Consider the following 15,384-nt stretch of genomic DNA (forward strand, 5'->3'; position numbering starts at 1 on the left):
CCGGATCGAAAGCCTCGCCCTGTCGGGGCGGCACGGAGGGCGGTACTCCTTGGCTGCAGGCGGTCCGTGCGGCCGCCAGCGAAGGAGACGTGATGAAGACGGACGAGCACGGAAAGCACGCAGTGACCTTCGATCGGGCGCGAGCATCGAGCTACGACGGCCACGTGCACAGCATGTGGGCGGGCTATGGCGCCATGCACCAGATCGTCGCCGAGGTGATCGTCGCGGCGCTCCCCGACAAGGAGGCCGCGTCGCTGCTGATGGTCGGCATCGGGACCGGGAGCGAGGTGACGCCGTTCGCGCGCTACGTGGGGGCCGGCGTTCGTTTCACCGGCGTCGATCCCTCGGCGGACATGCTCGCCGTGGCGAGAGAGCGGCTCGCGGCGGAAGGCCTCCTGGAGCGGACGAGCCTGCATGCCTGCGAGCTGCGCGATCTCGCGCGCGGGCCCTTGTTCGACGGCGCCCAGATGATCGGCGTCCTGCACCACCTCCCGGGGGATGAGGCTCGCCTGGAGCTCTTGCGGGAGATCGCCGGGCGGCTGAAGCCGGGGGCGCCCTTCGTGATCGGCTGTCGGGCTGGGAGTGATCCGCTGCTGATGGCCGTCGAGGAGCGGCGGTCCTCCGCGGTCGCGTTGCCGCCCGAGGTGGCGGAGCAACGACGAAAGGCCATGGCGTCGTTGCGGGTCCCGGCCTCGGAGGCCGAGGTCTTCGCGCTCCTCGCCCAGGCAGGCCTCGTGGCGCCTCGTTTGATCTTCGGCGAGCTGCACTTCAAGGTCTGGGTGACGCGCTACGAGCCCTCCACGATCGGCGCGTGACGTGGCGGCACGCGGGGGGCCGCGGCTCCGTGCGCCTCACGGGCGGCCCCGCCCTCACAGCAGCTCGGCGATCCTCTCCTTGAGGTCCGACAGCTCACCACGGACCAGCGTCACGCCGTCGTCTTCCTCCAGGTAGTAACCCCCGGGATCCGCCGTCTCGTGCTGCTTCACCCAGAGGCGGAGCCAGTCGCAGCCCGCCGGCTCGGCGTGCATGAGCTCGAACGCCGAGGGGATCGGTCCGCCAAAGCCGTTGTAGGTCACGACGCACGTGCCCATCGCCACGTTGGCGAGACAGCGAGTCACTCGCCCGACTTCGTTCATGAAGCGGCGCCGGGAGAGCTCCACTGTATCGTCGAGGTGATCGTCGGCCGAATAGAGGTTCTCGGCGAACGGGTTATAGAGATAGAAGCCGTCGAACCCGAACCAGGCGGGGTCGGTCGCGTCGGCCCGGAAGAACCGGACGTTGTCGAGGCCGAGGCGCTGCGCAGCCGTCCAGGCGGCCTCGACGAGGTGAGCCCGGTGCTCGACACCTGTGAAGTCGAGGTCCGGCCGGGCGCACGCGGCGACGAGGCAGAACTTGCCGGGCCCGGAGCCGATGTCGAGCACCCGTCGGGCGTTGTAGCGCGCGAACAGCGAGGCCGCCTGGTGGGCAACCTCCGCGGTGGTCCAGTATCGCCTGGACTTCTCGCGGATCGGCGCGGCGTAGATCGCGTCGAACGTGCCGTCGTCCACGGGGCCGTGGCGAAGGTCCTCCCGGAGCTGGGCGACCTCGTCGTCGGTCAGCTCGCGAGCTTGCGTCGCGACGGCGGGGAGGAGATTGAATTTGACCATCAGGGTGGGGTCGGCGGCGGGCTGGGGGGTGCCCGGAGGCTCGGCCTGGGAACGCCTGTGCCTGTCCCCTTGTGTAGCACGATCCTCCGGTGGCAGTCTCTACGTGCGGCTCGGCCACGTCCGGCTGAAGCCGCTGGAAGCCCCCCCAGGCACGTGGCCTGCTCTGCCACTGCTTCGAAGACGCCGCTGCAAGCGCACCACGGTACTCGATGGGCGCGAAACGACGAGCGAGGATCGACATGTGGCGACGGGGCTTCGTACGACCTGTTCTGAGCGCACGCCGCGCGGCGGCGGCCGTGCTGTCCGGGGAGCGGACGAATCGAGCGAGCGATGGCCGGCTGACGCAGCGCCGCCATCGCTCGCTTCCTTCGTTTCTGGCGGGCGAGCAGGGCGAGCTCCAGTGCGGCTCGCCGCGCTCCCCTCGGGCTTGACGAGGGCGAGGCGGCACGCCCCGGCCGGCAAGGACCCGAAGCACGCGCGAAGCCGGGCGCCGGGCACCGGGTAAGGGCCCGGCCGCCGCGAGCTCGCGCTGCTCGCCGGCGACGTCGGCGCCGCGGCGCACGCACAGGGTGGATGCCCCCGCGGCTACCGCATCGCGAGCGGCTCGTGTCCCGAACGCCGATCCGCGAGGCAAACTGAGCTCGCTCACCGTAATGCACGCGGAGCAGCGGAAGCCGGCACATCCTGAGCGAGATGGCCGCGGTACCACCTCGACACGGTCGGCGATCCGGCTATGGTCACCCGCAGGTGCCACCGATGACCGGTCGAATCCAAGCCATCTGCCCCTCTTGTAGGGTAGCTCCAAGCGGCCGGGTGTTCTCCCGCGCCGGTCGCATCCGACTGATCGACGCCGAGCCCGGGAACTACTGCGTCTGCGTCTGCGGCCTCGTCCTTGTGTTCGAGGAGCGCATGCAGCTACGACGATTGACGCCCGACGAAGAGCACGCGCTCGGTCCCCACGTGCGGCGCAGCTTGCGTATCTGATCCACGACGAGTGACGGGAGGGCGGCCGCGCCGAGGATGCGCGGCGCCACGCCGGGGATGCCGAGCACCATCTCGATGAGGGCAGCCTCGGTCGCGGTCGGGATCTCGGCCGCCGTCTCGGCGGGGGCGTCGACAGGGGCGCTGCTCATCGGGGCCACCTCCGAAAGCGGGCGAGCGAGCGGGCGAAGAGGCGGCGCGCGAGGCGGAGGCGGGTGGCCACCGTGGGGCGCGGGAGCGCGAGGGAGGCGGCGATCTCGTGTGTCGAGAGGCCGGTAGCCGCGAGCGACAGGATCAAGCGCGGCAGGCCCAGAAAAGCTCGATCCCCTGGCGGAAGCTAGGTTTATAGGACGCTGGTTGCGAAGGGCTCGACCTCGTTGGCACACGCCTGTCCCACGCAAGACCGCAGCACGCCGTCCGAGACGGGCCGACGGCACCGGAGCCGTCGAGCGGCATGGCGATCCATCTGCCCGTGCCCGCTAGATCGAGGCGTTAGGCAGCGAGGACGTGGATCCCCGGCACCGGATCATCGTCGATGCCGTAAGCGCCGGCAGGCGGCCTCGCGAGGCCCGGGCAGTGGTACTCGGTCAGCCTGTGGTCGGAGACGGCGCCGTGGTTGCTGGCAGGCGCTCCGATCCAGCGACACGAGCCGCCGCACTTGGCACGCCCGCGCAAGAACAGTAGGGACGTAGTGTGCCCTGGATTACTGTTGACGGCGCCGTCCGGCAGGAGAAGCATCGGGATTCGGGGAGAGGACATGAGGCACCGGCTGAAGGTGAAGGCGCGCGCGCTCATGCTGTGCGGCTGTGCCTGTGCGCTGGTCGTTGTTCCGGCGCCGGCAAGGGCTCTCGAGTTCAGCGGTGGCGTGAGCGTGGGCGGGATCCAGATCGGCGCCGATGCCAGGGGGCGCCTCGTCGCAGCCTGACGCTCCGTCGCAGCCTGACGCTCCGTATGAAGCTGGTCTGAAGGTGTTCTGCACCAAGCGGGACCACGGCGCCACATGTTCAGAGCGCTGCTTGGCGAAAGGAATCGGATGCGTTGCGCTCGCCGTGCATCCAAAAAAGTTGATGGTGGAATTGGAAAGTTGTTCTCGTGTAACGATTTGACCATTGGATTTATGTGCGGATACCATTATCCAAATGGTGATGATTGTTATTATCCATTCGGGCTGCCGTTTCCGAAGGTGTGTTCCTACTCCGGCGATGATTAGAGCTGGTGTGTGTTGGCCATGTTGCTGTGGACTGGGTGAGATATCTAAAGCGGGACAGTGTTGAGGGAAAATGTGATGGATATTGAGGAGTTGCTGGTTGATTTTTACAACGGGGCGCACACGCTCGATGTCGTTACCGCGTGGGCCTATGTGGTTGCAAACCGCCAGGCCGTCCTTGAGAGGCTCGCGTCGTTCCAAAGGGCGTACGAGCGACTCATCGAACTGCATGCGGCGGGCAAGATCGGCGTCGGAACGGCCGACTTCTCGGCTGGCAATCTCGAGCTGGTCAAGCGGATCAATCGGCTGATTGGACCGGGCTTCGACAGCGACGAAGCGCGTCAAGCAGCTCAAGAGATCCATACTCTGGCGGAACGGTGCGTGCGGGCGTTGAAAGAAAGTGACACATCACCGGCCGGGCAGGGAGGTCAGTGACGTCGAGGCGGCGGGCAGCGGGTATGCGCCAGGTGCGTGTGCTCTCGTCCATCGACACCTCCGGCGCGAGTTTCCATGCAGCCCAGAGGCTCGGAGAGAGCACGGAGAACACCGACTGCGGCAGACTCCATCACCACAGGAGCGCTGGCCCGAGCTCTCCCAGGCGGGCCCTCCTTGCCTCGTAGTCGGGCATCATCCTGCCGAGCGCTGCCCAGAACTCCCGCCCATGGTCGTCATGGATCAGGTGCGCGAGCTCGTGCGCGAGCACGTAATCGACAAGGGGTCTCGGCGCCTGCACGATGCGCCAGTTGAGCCGGAGGACGCCGCGGGAGCAGCTGCCCCAGCGCTTCGCCTGGTCCGTCACGAGGAGGCGCTGGAACGCCACGCCGAGCTTCTGCGCCCACGGCGCGGCCCAGGCGGGCAGGCGCTCCGTGGCATGCCGGGTGTACCAGTCGATCAGCGCGGCGCGCGCGTACGCGCCGCGGTGCTCGGGCGCGAGCCCCCGCGGCAGCGGCAGCTCCAGCCATCCGCCGTGGAGGGCCAGCGGACGTGGGTCCTGCTCGGGGAGCAAGCGGAGCCGGAGCTGCCGCCCGAGGTAAAGGAACGACTCTCCGCTCACGAACTCTCGCGCGCTGCTGGCAGGCGGCCTCTCGCTCCGGCGCTTGAGCCGCGGGACGATCCAGGGGGCTCTCGACAGTACCACCGAGTCCAGGCGCGCGACCGGCGTCGCCTCGGGCGCCGTCACGACGAGCCCGAGGGCCGGATCGATCGCGATCGACACCGTGGATCTCCGGGCGCTCCGCCGGATCTCGTAGGCGAGGTGCGTCGTGCCCCACGTCACCTCGGACCGCTCCGGCCGCATCACCGGCCTTTGCGCCGCTTCATGAGGTCGACGAGGCTCTCCGCCGTCGCGTCGAGCTTCTTGTCGTCGGCGAACCCCGCCGCCCGCAGCTGCCGCTTGATGAGTCTGCGCATCTCCCGTTGCACATCGTCCTTGTGCACCCAGTCGACGAGCGACACCTTGGGCTCGAGCTGCTCTTCCAGCAGCGAGGCCAGCTCCTTCCTGGACTCATCTACCTTGGCGTGAGCGTTCCCCGTGCTCTCCGCGGCGGTCAGGGGCTTGCGCTCCGAGATGAGCCCGTAGATGGCGAGCCCCGTCGCCGAGAGGCCCAGCGTCTCGGCGGTCTCCGCGCGCCCGCGTATCTTCTTCTGCATCTCGTCGAACAGCTGCAGCTGCCTGGCCGCGTCGGTGCGCCTGGCCTTGCGGTCCTCGATGATCTGCTCCAGGCGCTCGCGCAGCGACGTGAAGAACACGGGGTCATCGTCGAGCCGGACGTGGATCTCGTGCCGCAGCGCGTGTTCCATCTCGCTCGCCCGCGCCTCCGGGGTCTTCAGCTTCTTGAGCTTGTCCTCGAGCTCCGGCGCGAAGAGCGAGATGGGCTTGACAAGGATCTCGATCCCGTCCGCCGCGACCGCCTCCTCGATGAGCTTCCGGACCTTGGCCCCGCAGTCCGAGATATCGATCTTCGCGTCGCGGAACCTGGCCGCCGCCGACTGCCGGATCTTCCCGATCCAGCGCGCGTCCGCGACGTAGGGCAGGGCGCTCGCATCCGGCAGCAGCATGTCGAGGCTCTGCGAGAACCTCTTGAAGGCCGCGTCGAACTCGGCCCGGACGTCCTCCGGCTCCAGGACGGCGACACACGCCTGGAGGTCGTCCTTGTCCTTCACCCGGACGAAGAACCTCACCGCCGCCGCGTGCCGCGCCTGAAGCCGCGGGAGCTCGTCGGTCTTCGGCGTCATGGCGCCCTTCACCTCGGCGGGGGCGAAGATCGCGAGCGCCTCGGTGAGCGCCTCCGAGACGCCCCAGTAGTCGACGACGAGGCCGTAGCTCTTGCCCTCGGCGGTCCGGTTCACGCGGGCGATCGCCTGGAGCAGCGTGTGCTCCTTCAGCGGGGCGTCGAGGTACATGACCTGTTCGACCGGGGCGTCGAAGCCGGTGAGCAGCATGTCGCAGACGACGAGGATCGTGAGCGGGTCGTCCTTCGCGAGGAAGCGGTCGATCAGGGTCTCCCGTTGCTTCTCGCTCGTGTGGTGCCGGACGAGGTGCGCGGCGTCCTTGTTCGACTCCGAGATGATGATCGCCGAGGGCGGCCCGTGGAGGCGATCGAGGGTCTCCTTGTAGAGGACGGCGTTCTCGCGGGAGCTTGCGACGACCTGGGCCTTGAAGCCGCCGGGCTGGATGGCCTTTGCATGGTGGTCGATGAGGTCGAGGCAGATCGTCTCGACCCGCCTTGGCGCCCCGGCGAGCGTCTGCTCGTTCGCGTACTTCTTCTTGATCGCCTCGCGCTCCTCGGTCGACCGATCGGCGAACACGCGATCGAAGAGGGCGTCGAGCGTGTTGCCGAGGATCCGCAGCGCGGGGAGCCGGCCCTCGTAGAAGATGGGCACGGTGGCCCCGTCGGCGACGGCCTGCTCGATGGTGTACGTGTCGATGTACGTGCCGAAGGTCGAGAGGGTCGATCGGTCCTTCTTGTCGATCGGCGTCCCCGTGAAGCCGAAGAAGGCCGCGTTGGGGAGCGCCTTGCGCATGTTCGCGGCGAGCCCGCCGTACTGGGTGCGGTGGGCCTCGTCGGTGAGGACGAAGAGGTTGTGCGCGTCGGAGAGGACGGGGTGCTCCTGTCGGGCGGCGCGCTTTCCGGGCTTCCCGCCGGCGGCGGCGAGCTCCTGGAACTTCTGCACGGTGGTGAGCACGGTCTTGCCGGGGGGGCCCGAGAGCAGCTCGCGCAGGTGCCGAACGCTCTCCGCGCGTTCGGGGTTGGGGAACTTGCAGGCCTGGAAGGTGCCGGTGATCTGCGCGTCGAGGTCCTTGCGGTCGGTGACGAGCACGAGCGTGGGGTTCTCGTGCAGCGGGTCGAGGCGGAGCTTGAGCGCGAGCCACAGCATGGTGAGGCTCTTGCCCGACCCCTGCGTGTGCCAGACGACGCCGCCGCGGTCGGCCGGCTTCCTGGCCGTCCGGGCGCGCTCGATCGCCTTGTTGACAGCAGTGAATTGCTGGTAGCGGCAGAGCTTGCGGAGGGTGCGGCCCGTGTCGCGGTCGGGCTCGAAGACGACGAAGCTCCGGACGAGATCGAGGAGGTTCTGCGGGGCGAGCAGCCCGGCGAGGGCGACGTCTTGCGCGGTCGGCTCGCGGCCGATCAGGGAGGGGAGCTTCTCCGGGGTCATCGGCCAGGCGGTCTTCCACTCGGCGAAGAAGCGATGCGGGGTGGTGACGGTGCCGTAGACCGCGGCTTGGCCGCAGGTGGCGATGAGGACCTGCACGGTCTCGAACAGTTTGGGCGCGCCGAGCTCGCGGTACTTGTCGTCGAGCTCCTGGTAGCGGCTGAACTGGTCGATCGCCTCGTGCTTCCAGGCCTCGCCGAGCGTTGGGTTCTTGCACTCGATGACGACGAGGGGGATGCCGTTGACGAAGACAACGATATCGGGGCGGATCGTCTTCTTGGCGCCCTTCACCGCGAACTGGCGGGTGACGAGGAGGTCGTTGTTCGTGGGGCTATCGAAGTCGAAGAAGCGGACGTCGTGGCTCTTGCGGCCGTCGCCGAGGTCCTGCTCGAAGGAGCGGGTGTGGACGAGGGTGTTGTAGACCTCCTGGCTCGCCTCGATGAGCGTCGCCGACTGGACGGCGCCGACGGAGCGGACGGCCTTGTGGAGGTTGTCGTCCGAGAGCCAGGGGTTGAGCTTCTTGAGGGCTCTGGCGAGGCGGGCGGGGAGGAGCGGCTGCTTGAGGCTCTCGCGCTCCGCCTCGAGGACCTCGGGGGCGACATAGCGGAAGCCGAGCTTCTGGAGGAGGGCGACGGCGGGGTCCTCGGAGAGGGAGGCCTCGTTCCAGGCGTTACCGGGTGGGGTCACGGGGCGGCCTCATCGGGGTCGGGGGTGACGCGGATTTCGCCGGTGAGGAGGGCGGAGAGGAGGGCGGACTTCAAACTACGGTATGCGTTCAACGCGAGCTCTTCGGAATCTTGCCTCTCCTTCAAAGAGCGAAGCGCCGAGACGATCTCATCCTGCTCCTCTCGCGGAGGATACCAAACTGGAAGCGCAAGAAGTTTCTCGCGCGGGAGATGTGGTATTGTCGATGTCGCATTCGCTTCGGCGACAAGATCTTTCATGTGACCAAAGCGAAGTAGCATGAAGAACTGCATGTATTCTGTGGTCAAAGCGCCTGATCTGGCACGTAGGCGATGAAGCGCCTTCTGGTAGTAACACTCATCTAGATCACCACTCCAGAGAGCACACCGCCCGATGTGTCGACCCTCACATGCCAACAGGTCGCCTGTGCGCAGGAGGAATTTCACCCGTTCCCTGGTGTCAAAGTGCATCGTGGCGACGTCGGAGAGATCGAAGCGAAGCCAGTGTACATTCTCATTGCGGAGATATGGCAACTGGTCCTTGCCTTGTCGCGCTTCCGCGCTCATCATCTTTCCGAGCTGAACATCGAATAGATCGCCGCATGGCGTGACCGTCCAATTCTCAGGCAGCTCCCCGATCTCGGTCTTCTTGAACCGCGTGTGCCGCCCGGGAAGCCCTCGCGTCAGCAGCTCGGCCATCATCGCCTTCTTGACGACCTGGAGCTGGTCGATGACCGCCTGGGTGCCCTCGACGGCGTCGTCCACGGAAGAGAGGATGGTGGCGATCTTCCGCTGCTCGCCGAGGGGAGGAACGGGAACCGGGAAATTCCGCAGCTGCGTCGAGTTGATCGACGCAAGGTTGGTTGTTTGCTTTGCGCAGTTGAGGAAATAGTTTTTTCCGATCGGTCCCGCCGCATATGCCGCCAAGAACGATGGCAGCAGAACGTTCCGAGACGCTCGAACGGCAAATACATGATTTTGATGAAGACAGGGCTTAACCTGTGCCTTCCAAACACATCCGCGGCCGAGCTTGTCGGCGTCGCCCCCCTCAGTGAACAGAACGTCGCCATCCTGAAGTGAATACCGATGGAGTGCTTGTGGCTCTACGATTACAGTCTTGAGTTCCGTTAGGTCAACGTAGCCATCCTGGACATTGGCCACACGTAGGTAAGGTACAGGGATACCTTTACCTTCCTCCGGTTGCTTTCCTTTGGCCAGTCCGGTTTGAATCTGAGCGACCTCTCCGAGTCGCGCACTAGGCCACGGCGGGTCATGCATCATACCCCAGCTCCTTGAGATACGCGTTCATCCGCGCCTCGGCCTCGCCCCGCTTCCTCTCCAGCTCGCGCAGCTTCAGCAGCGCGTGCGCCACCTCGACCCGCTCCGCTGCCTCGGTCGTCTCGACGTACCGCGAAATGTTCAGGTTGAAGTCGTTCTTCTCGATCTCCTCGAGCCCCACGACCCGCGCGTACTTGTCCACGTCCTTGAAGGCCTTGAACGTCGCCGCGATCTTCTTGACGTCCTCCTCCCGCAGGTAGTTCTGCGCCGACCCCTCCTTGAAATCCCGCGACGCCTCGATGAACAGCACCTTCTTCTTTCGCCCGGCCGGCTTGCTCCTGTTGAGCACCAGCACCGCCGCCGGGATCCCCGTCCCGTAGAACAGGTTCGTCGGCAGCCCCACCACGGCCTCGACGAGATCCTCCTCCAGCATGCCCTTGCGGATCTCTCCCTCGGCGGCGCCGCGGAAGAGCACCCCGTGCGGCATCACGACCCCCACCTTGCCCTTATCATTGGTGGTCGCGATCATGTGCTGTACGAACGCAAGATCCCCCTTGGTCTTCGGCGGCATCCCAAAATGGAAGCGCCGGTACGGATCGTTCTCGGCCACGTCCCGCCCCCACTCGTCGAGCGAGAACGGCGGATTGGCGATCACCCGGTCGAACACCATCAGCCCCTCGCCGTCCCGCAGCTTCGGATCGCGGATCGTGTCCCCCTTCTCGATCCTTGCAGATATCCCATGCAGCAGCATGTTCATCTTGCAGATGGCCCACGTGCCCAGGTTCTTCTCCTGGCCGAAGAGCGACAGGTCCTTCGGGTTCTGCCCGTGCCGCTCCAAATAATGGGCGCATTCGATCAGCATGCCGCCCGAGCCGGCGGTCGGGTCGCAGATCCGCAGCCCCGCCCTGGGCTCCAGGAGCTCGACGATGAGCCGCACGACCCTGCGCGGCGTGTAGAACTCGCCGCCCTTCTTGCCGGCGTCGTCCGCGAACTTCTCGATCAGGTACTCGTAGGCCCGGCCCAGCATGTCCGGCTCGGAGAGTTCGGCGTTCTTGAGCGACAGCTTCGAGAAGTGCTGCACGAGCCGCCCCAGCACCACGTCCCGGTTCCTCGCGTCGCCGAGCTTCCGCTCGTCGTTGAAGTCGATGCCCGCGATCACCCCTTCGAGCTGCGGATTCGCCTCTTCCAGCGCCGACGCGGCCTTGTTGAGCGCGTCGCCGACCTGGCTCGCGACCTTCTGCAGCTCCGACCACCGGGCCCGCTTCGGCACGAAGAAGTCGTGCTCGTCCGGGTCCTCGGGATTGGCGTTCGGCACGCCCCTCAGCGCCTCGACCTCCTCGTGGAACCTGTCGCTCAGGCGCTTCAGGAAGAGGAGCCCGAAGATGAAGTTCTTGTAGTCGCTCGAGTCGATCGACCCCCGCAGGATGTCCGCGGCCGACCAGAGATGCCGTTCGAGCCGGTCGATCGTGAGCTTCTCCCCGAGGGCCAGCTCGACCTGCTCGGCCACGGCCCGCCCGGCCCCGTTCGCCCGCGAAGGCGCCGGCGGCTCGGACGCCTTCCCCCCGGCGAGCCGCGCGACAAGCACGGCCTTCTCGCGGCCGCCGTCATCGAGCTGCAGGGCCCGGCAAAGCTCCTTCAGCCGGTCCCGCGAGTACGACGGCAGAAAGGCGGCCAGCGTGGCCTTCTTGGAGGCCGCCACCGCCTCCACAAGCTTCTCCTTGCTCCGCCGGTCCGGGACGTGGACATCGAACGCGTCGGCGATGGAGATCAGCTCGTCGCGGGTGAGGTGTTCGAGAACGGTTCGCTTCTGCACGATCGGCACGATGCCGACGTTACGCGGGCGGGACGGAACCGATCAAGGCGAAGGCGTGTCGGCGGGGACCGGAGGCCGGGCAGCTGCACCCTCTTGCACGGCCCCGGCGTAGGCGATGGCTCTGACGGTGGGAGCGGCTCCAGCTCGCTCGCTGCGGGCGCCGTGGGGGCCACAGGCGCAGCCGGTGCGGAGCCGACCCGCCGCGGGAACCCGCGTCCGCTCGGCAAGGCTCTGGCCGGCGCCGTGACCGTCCCGGCGGGCGGCTCCGGGAACTCGAGCGCCCTCGGCTTTGGCGGTTCCGTGGGCGCCTCGGAGAGCGCCGCGGCGACGGTCGCGCCGACGGCGGCGCGCCTGGAACTGCACGATGACGCCCGTGCTCGCCGGCTCTCCGAGCAGCGCGGGGGGTGTCTTGGCGGTTTACTTCTCGCTTGATCAGCGTAATCGGTGCTCTACAAGCCGCCCGCCCGCCTCGCGATGGTGCCCAAGAAGCCGGATCTGGGGCAAAGCGTGCTGGGAGCCTCCCGGGAGAGTTGAAACTCAACCCGGAGGCTGTCGAGAGCCTCCCGGGAGAGTTGAAACTCAACCCGGAGGCTGTCGAGAGCCTCCCGGGAGAGTTGAAACTCAACCCGGAGGCTGTCGAGAGCCTCCCGGGAGAGTTGAAACTCAACCCGGAGGCTGTCGAGAGCCTCCCGGGAGAGTTGAAACTCAACCCGGAGGCTCCAGGTCGCCGTCGCATCGAATAATTTGCGTGACGCTGTAACGTTCGCGCAACTGAACGGCTCGCGTTGCCCCCCAGGGGCACCGAGATCGTTTCGGGCGTGGTGGTGGCGACGAACTGGCGTCCCCCCGATCAGGCGGCGCTGGCCGTCCCGCATCTGCCGGTGGTCATCCTCACAAGCAAACGAGCCGCCCCTCCTCGAGCAACGCCCAAGGGGCTGATGGCGCGTACGCCTCGGTCCCGGCGATGGGCAGGCGTGGCGCGTCCGCGAGCTGATCGAGTCCCCTGTCTCGGAGCTGCATGCCGCGTTCGGTGAGTCGATAGACGAGCGACTTCATCGGGACGTCAGGCCTCGGGCCAGGCGCCCGCTCCACAGCCGCGCTCACAACGTGGTCTGCCCAGTGCTCCAGCCGGCGCGGCAGAAACAGATCGCCTGTGCAGGAGAGGAGATGCCACAGCTTTGCTCGCGTTTCCGACTCACCGACGGCCAATGCCAGCGGAGTTTGCCATTCCGTTGACAGAAGGGTCAAAAGCAGCTCGTCGAATCGACTGAGACGTAGCGTTCCTTCGATGGTCCTTCTTGGGAAGAAGCACGAGAGAAACGCCCACATGTGAGCGAGCTCTGGAAACCCTTCAACGCCACGAATGCAGTTTTCGACGAGCGGCAAAGGGTTCTCGTCGACGTAGCTGTCCCAGAGGCGAATGGCCCGATCGTAGCGTTCAGCCGACCAGGGTTGCGCCTTCTCGAGGCGGTCCAGAAGAACCTCATCAGGGTGCTCGGAGACCAGCGCGGAGCAGTGGAACGGCGGCGTCGGTTCCTCCGGGGTCCTTGTCCTTTGGCGCTGAACTGGATCAAACTCGAGGATGAGGATATCACGGTGGGAGATCCCCAGATGACGCAACCAGCCACATGTCCTCCAGAGGTTCACCCGCTGATAAAGACTCGTCGACACCCACACGACAACCGGCGGATCCCAGCGGACCTTCGACAGAGTGAGCCGATCCCACTGTTCTGTCGAATTCCACCACGCCTGACGCATCCGAGCATGCTCGAGGATGTCCCGACGCGACGGTCCGATGACGAGACAGTCCGGCTCATGCAAGACGTTGATCGCACCGACTTGCATGAGACGCTCTGCCGTCCAAGGGTCGAAGGCGACATGCGTCGCCCCGCGAACAGCAGCGACATCTGTGATCTCAATAGAACCCACAACTGTGGCACTCTCTGGTTGGATAGGGCTCATTCCTCTGGCAAAAGTCCCGACAGACGGTACAAAAGGAGTGGCCCCAAGTAGTTACACGCGTGCAAGCCCCACCCTTGTCCCAGCAGGCGTCGAACATCTCGGTACATCGAGCGACCGGAACGCACCCTGCCATCAGCGCGAGCGATTCGCTATCCACTTCTTCGCCTCCGCCTTCGTCCCCATCTCTGAGGTAATCTCCGGCCCCTACAGATTCTGTTGGGTATCCAGCACCGGCGCTTCCCGACTCCACTGTCTCGCAGGTATAGGACAAGTCGCATGCCGACGCGAGCATCATCGCGACGCCGCCGCACAGCACGAGCGCGCTCGCCTTCAGCTTCAAGCCGTACCCCATGTCTTCCTCCCGATTCCGGATGCGCGCATCGTTCGTCCAGCAGAAAGGCGACGTCAACGGTGATTGTGTATTCCGGCGCGATCCGGCCGCGCGTTCCGGCCTGAGCCGGGCGCCCGTTCCGACGGCACCCGGCCAGCGATTCCGGCGACCCGGGCGCCCGTTCCGACGGCACCCGGCCGCCGGCGCTTGGGGGGGTTGACGGGGCGAGCCGTGGGTCGTCGATGGACGGGCCACGCGGGTGGACGCGTCGCGGGCGGGCCCTGCGGCGCGCGGGTCGGAGCAGGGACGCTCGGAGGATCGTGACGAAACGGAGTCTCTCGACGACCAGCCCGAGTGTGCCAGGCTCCCAATTCCGCGGAAATCGGAGCAGGTCGTGCCACTCCTGCTCAAAGTTTGCCAGGGATGATGCCTCACCCCTGCTCCACGAGCTCGGGCGATCCGGCGTTCGACGCGCTCGGCGCTGGCCGCTTCGGCGGCTTCGCCGTAGGATGGCCGCGTTGCGAGGTAAACCGCATGGCGCCGATCGTTCCCGACAAGAAAAAGATCAAGAGCTTCCGTACCGAAGCCGAGTTCGAGGCGTGGCTGGCCGCAAACCACGCGCAGGAGACGGAGCTGTGGCTGAGGATCTACAAGAAGGGCTCCGGCGTGCCCACGGTGACCAACGCGCAAGCGCTCGACGTGGCGCTGTGCTGGGGATGGATCGACGGAATTCGAAAGGCCCTGGATGAAGCCTCGTTCTTGCAGCGGTACTCGCCGCGCAAGGCGCGGAGCGTCTGGAGTCAGATCAACCGCGACAACATCGCCCGCTTGACCGCCGCGGGGCGCATGACGCCCTACGGGCAGCGGCAGGTGGACGCGGCCAAGGCCGATGGCCGCTGGGACGCGGCGTACGCGCCGATGCGCAGCGCAACCGAGGACACCCTCCCTGTCGATCTTCGCGCCGCGATCGAGGCGGACCCACGAGCCCACAAGACGTTTCGGACGCTCGGGCGGCCGAACCTGTTCGCGCTGGCGTTCCGCGTGAGCAACATGAAGACGCCCGCGGGGCGCGCGAAGAAGATCGCGGATCTTGTGGCGATGCTGGCGCGCGGTGAAACCATCGTGCCGGAAGGGCGTCGACCGTCAAAGGCGCCCCGGTCCCCTGCGGAGTGAGCCGCCCTCGCCCGACCCCACCGGCCCCTGTCAATCGCAGCGGCAGTAGAGACACCCAGGGTGGTGCGGGCCGGTGCCGCAGTATCCCGCCCACCCTGTATTGCTGCACGTGCAGGGGTCATGACGGCGGAGACAGTTGTCCAGCTTGCACGACTGGTCCGGCGTCTCGATCGGCGAATCAACGCTCGGGGTGTCCGCCGATGCGCCGTTTGACGGAACTTCGCTGGATGCCGGGCTGTTCGCCGTCGGCTCCTCCACGTGCGCTGCGGGGCCCGCGGCGCCCATCCCCAGCGCGGAGAAAAGCGCCACGATTGAGATGATCCATCGATTTGTCATGGTCGAACCTCCTGTGCACAGACCTTGTTGATCGTCGGTGCGCGCGGCGGGAAATGACGATAGACGTCGCATTTCATCGACGAGGGCGCGCATTGTCGACGCTCATCAGGTTGAGCTACGGCTCCCTTGTCGCAAGTGACCGCGCGAGCGCGTAGGGGTTGTCCCGAGGTCGGATCGAGAGGGCGAAACGGCTCCGCCGGGAAGACAGGGAAGAGCCGCCGCGGGCCGCTTATCGCAAATCGGCGATGCCGCAGCGCAATGCTGTACGTGGCCACGTCGATCCGCTGAAATGGGACGCGCGCTGGCTCCCGGAGGTGGCC

The 15,384-nt window shown here is 66.6% G+C and carries 11 protein-coding genes and 1 pseudogene; 5 read left to right on the top strand and 7 right to left on the bottom strand.

What is annotated here, in order from left to right; translation table 11 throughout:
* Positions 1 to 92: 92 nt before the first annotated feature.
* A complete protein-coding gene (locus tag WME75_RS13450; protein WP_437490312.1) occupies positions 93 to 815 on the top strand; it encodes an SAM-dependent methyltransferase in 723 nt (240 codons plus the stop codon).
* A 54-nt stretch (positions 816 to 869) separates the two neighbouring features.
* Here WME75_RS13450 and WME75_RS13455 read toward each other — a convergent pair whose 3' ends face one another.
* The gene (locus WME75_RS13455) at positions 870 to 1,646 is read right to left on the bottom strand and encodes a methyltransferase domain-containing protein (protein ID WP_437490314.1); all 777 of its coding nucleotides are present in this window, start codon (positions 1,644 to 1,646) and stop codon (positions 870 to 872) included.
* A gap of 992 nt (positions 1,647 to 2,638) precedes the next feature.
* Positions 2,639 to 2,779, bottom strand: a pseudogene (locus WME75_RS13460) (JAB domain-containing protein); the annotation flags it as partial.
* A 605-nt stretch (positions 2,780 to 3,384) separates the two neighbouring features.
* On the opposite strand from WME75_RS13460, the gene WME75_RS13465 reads away from it, so the two are divergent.
* Positions 3,385 to 3,552, top strand: a complete 168-nt coding sequence (locus tag WME75_RS13465; RefSeq protein ID WP_437490317.1) for a hypothetical protein — start codon at positions 3,385 to 3,387, stop codon at positions 3,550 to 3,552.
* Between the two features lie 360 nt (positions 3,553 to 3,912).
* Positions 3,913 to 4,269 (top strand): hypothetical protein, encoded by a 357-nt coding sequence (locus WME75_RS13470; protein WP_437490320.1) that lies wholly within the window; start codon positions 3,913 to 3,915, stop codon positions 4,267 to 4,269.
* A gap of 130 nt (positions 4,270 to 4,399) precedes the next feature.
* On the opposite strand, the gene WME75_RS13475 is transcribed toward WME75_RS13470, so the two are convergent.
* Genes WME75_RS13475 through WME75_RS13490 form a run of 4 tightly spaced genes read right to left on the bottom strand, consistent with a single transcriptional unit; the run spans position 4,400 to position 10,956 of the window.
* Positions 4,400 to 5,131, bottom strand: coding sequence for a M48 family metallopeptidase (locus tag WME75_RS13475; RefSeq protein WP_437490323.1), 732 nt, complete (start codon positions 5,129 to 5,131; stop codon positions 4,400 to 4,402).
* Positions 5,131 to 8,175 (bottom strand): type I restriction endonuclease subunit R, encoded by a 3,045-nt coding sequence (locus WME75_RS13480; RefSeq protein WP_437490325.1) that lies wholly within the window; start codon positions 8,173 to 8,175, stop codon positions 5,131 to 5,133. The genes WME75_RS13475 and WME75_RS13480 overlap by 1 nt, the downstream gene beginning before the upstream one ends.
* Positions 8,172 to 9,452: a restriction endonuclease subunit S gene (locus WME75_RS13485; RefSeq protein ID WP_437490328.1), complete on the bottom strand. Its 1,281-nt coding sequence runs from the start codon at positions 9,450 to 9,452 to the stop codon at positions 8,172 to 8,174. Before WME75_RS13485 ends, WME75_RS13480 begins: the two co-directional genes overlap by 4 nt.
* Entirely contained in the window at positions 9,442 to 10,956 is a 1,515-nt protein-coding gene (locus WME75_RS13490) for a type I restriction-modification system subunit M (RefSeq protein ID WP_437494812.1), read from the bottom strand. Before WME75_RS13490 ends, WME75_RS13485 begins: the two co-directional genes overlap by 11 nt.
* Before the next feature lie 836 nt (positions 10,957 to 11,792).
* On the opposite strand from WME75_RS13490, the gene WME75_RS13495 reads away from it, so the two are divergent.
* The gene (locus WME75_RS13495) at positions 11,793 to 12,005 is read left to right on the top strand and encodes a hypothetical protein (protein WP_437490330.1); all 213 of its coding nucleotides are present in this window, start codon (positions 11,793 to 11,795) and stop codon (positions 12,003 to 12,005) included.
* Between the two features lie 148 nt (positions 12,006 to 12,153).
* Here WME75_RS13495 and WME75_RS13500 read toward each other — a convergent pair whose 3' ends face one another.
* Positions 12,154 to 13,191: a hypothetical protein gene (locus WME75_RS13500; RefSeq protein WP_437490333.1), complete on the bottom strand. Its 1,038-nt coding sequence runs from the start codon at positions 13,189 to 13,191 to the stop codon at positions 12,154 to 12,156.
* Between the two features lie 898 nt (positions 13,192 to 14,089).
* On the opposite strand from WME75_RS13500, the gene WME75_RS13505 reads away from it, so the two are divergent.
* Complete coding sequence (locus WME75_RS13505; RefSeq protein ID WP_437494814.1) at positions 14,090 to 14,728, top strand: YdeI/OmpD-associated family protein; 639 nt, start codon at positions 14,090 to 14,092, stop codon at positions 14,726 to 14,728.
* Positions 14,729 to 15,384 lie beyond the last annotated feature (656 nt).

This window comes from Sorangium sp. So ce1014 (assembly GCF_051521505.1).
Taxonomy (GTDB): Bacteria; Myxococcota_A; Polyangia; order Polyangiales; family Polyangiaceae; genus Sorangium.

Coding starts and splice junctions, on each gene's coding strand:
- WME75_RS13465 (WP_437490317.1), top strand. CDS start 3,385: ATGAGGCACCGGCTGAAGGTGAAGGCGCGCGCGCTCATGCTGTGCGGC.
- WME75_RS13475 (WP_437490323.1), bottom strand. CDS start 5,131: ATGCGGCCGGAGCGGTCCGAGGTGACGTGGGGCACGACGCACCTCGCC.
- WME75_RS13485 (WP_437490328.1), bottom strand. CDS start 9,452: ATGATGCATGACCCGCCGTGGCCTAGTGCGCGACTCGGAGAGGTCGCT.
- WME75_RS13505 (WP_437494814.1), top strand. CDS start 14,090: ATGGCGCCGATCGTTCCCGACAAGAAAAAGATCAAGAGCTTCCGTACC.
- WME75_RS13450 (WP_437490312.1), top strand. CDS start 93: ATGAAGACGGACGAGCACGGAAAGCACGCAGTGACCTTCGATCGGGCG.
- WME75_RS13470 (WP_437490320.1), top strand. CDS start 3,913: ATGGATATTGAGGAGTTGCTGGTTGATTTTTACAACGGGGCGCACACG.
- WME75_RS13455 (WP_437490314.1), bottom strand. CDS start 1,646: ATGGTCAAATTCAATCTCCTCCCCGCCGTCGCGACGCAAGCTCGCGAG.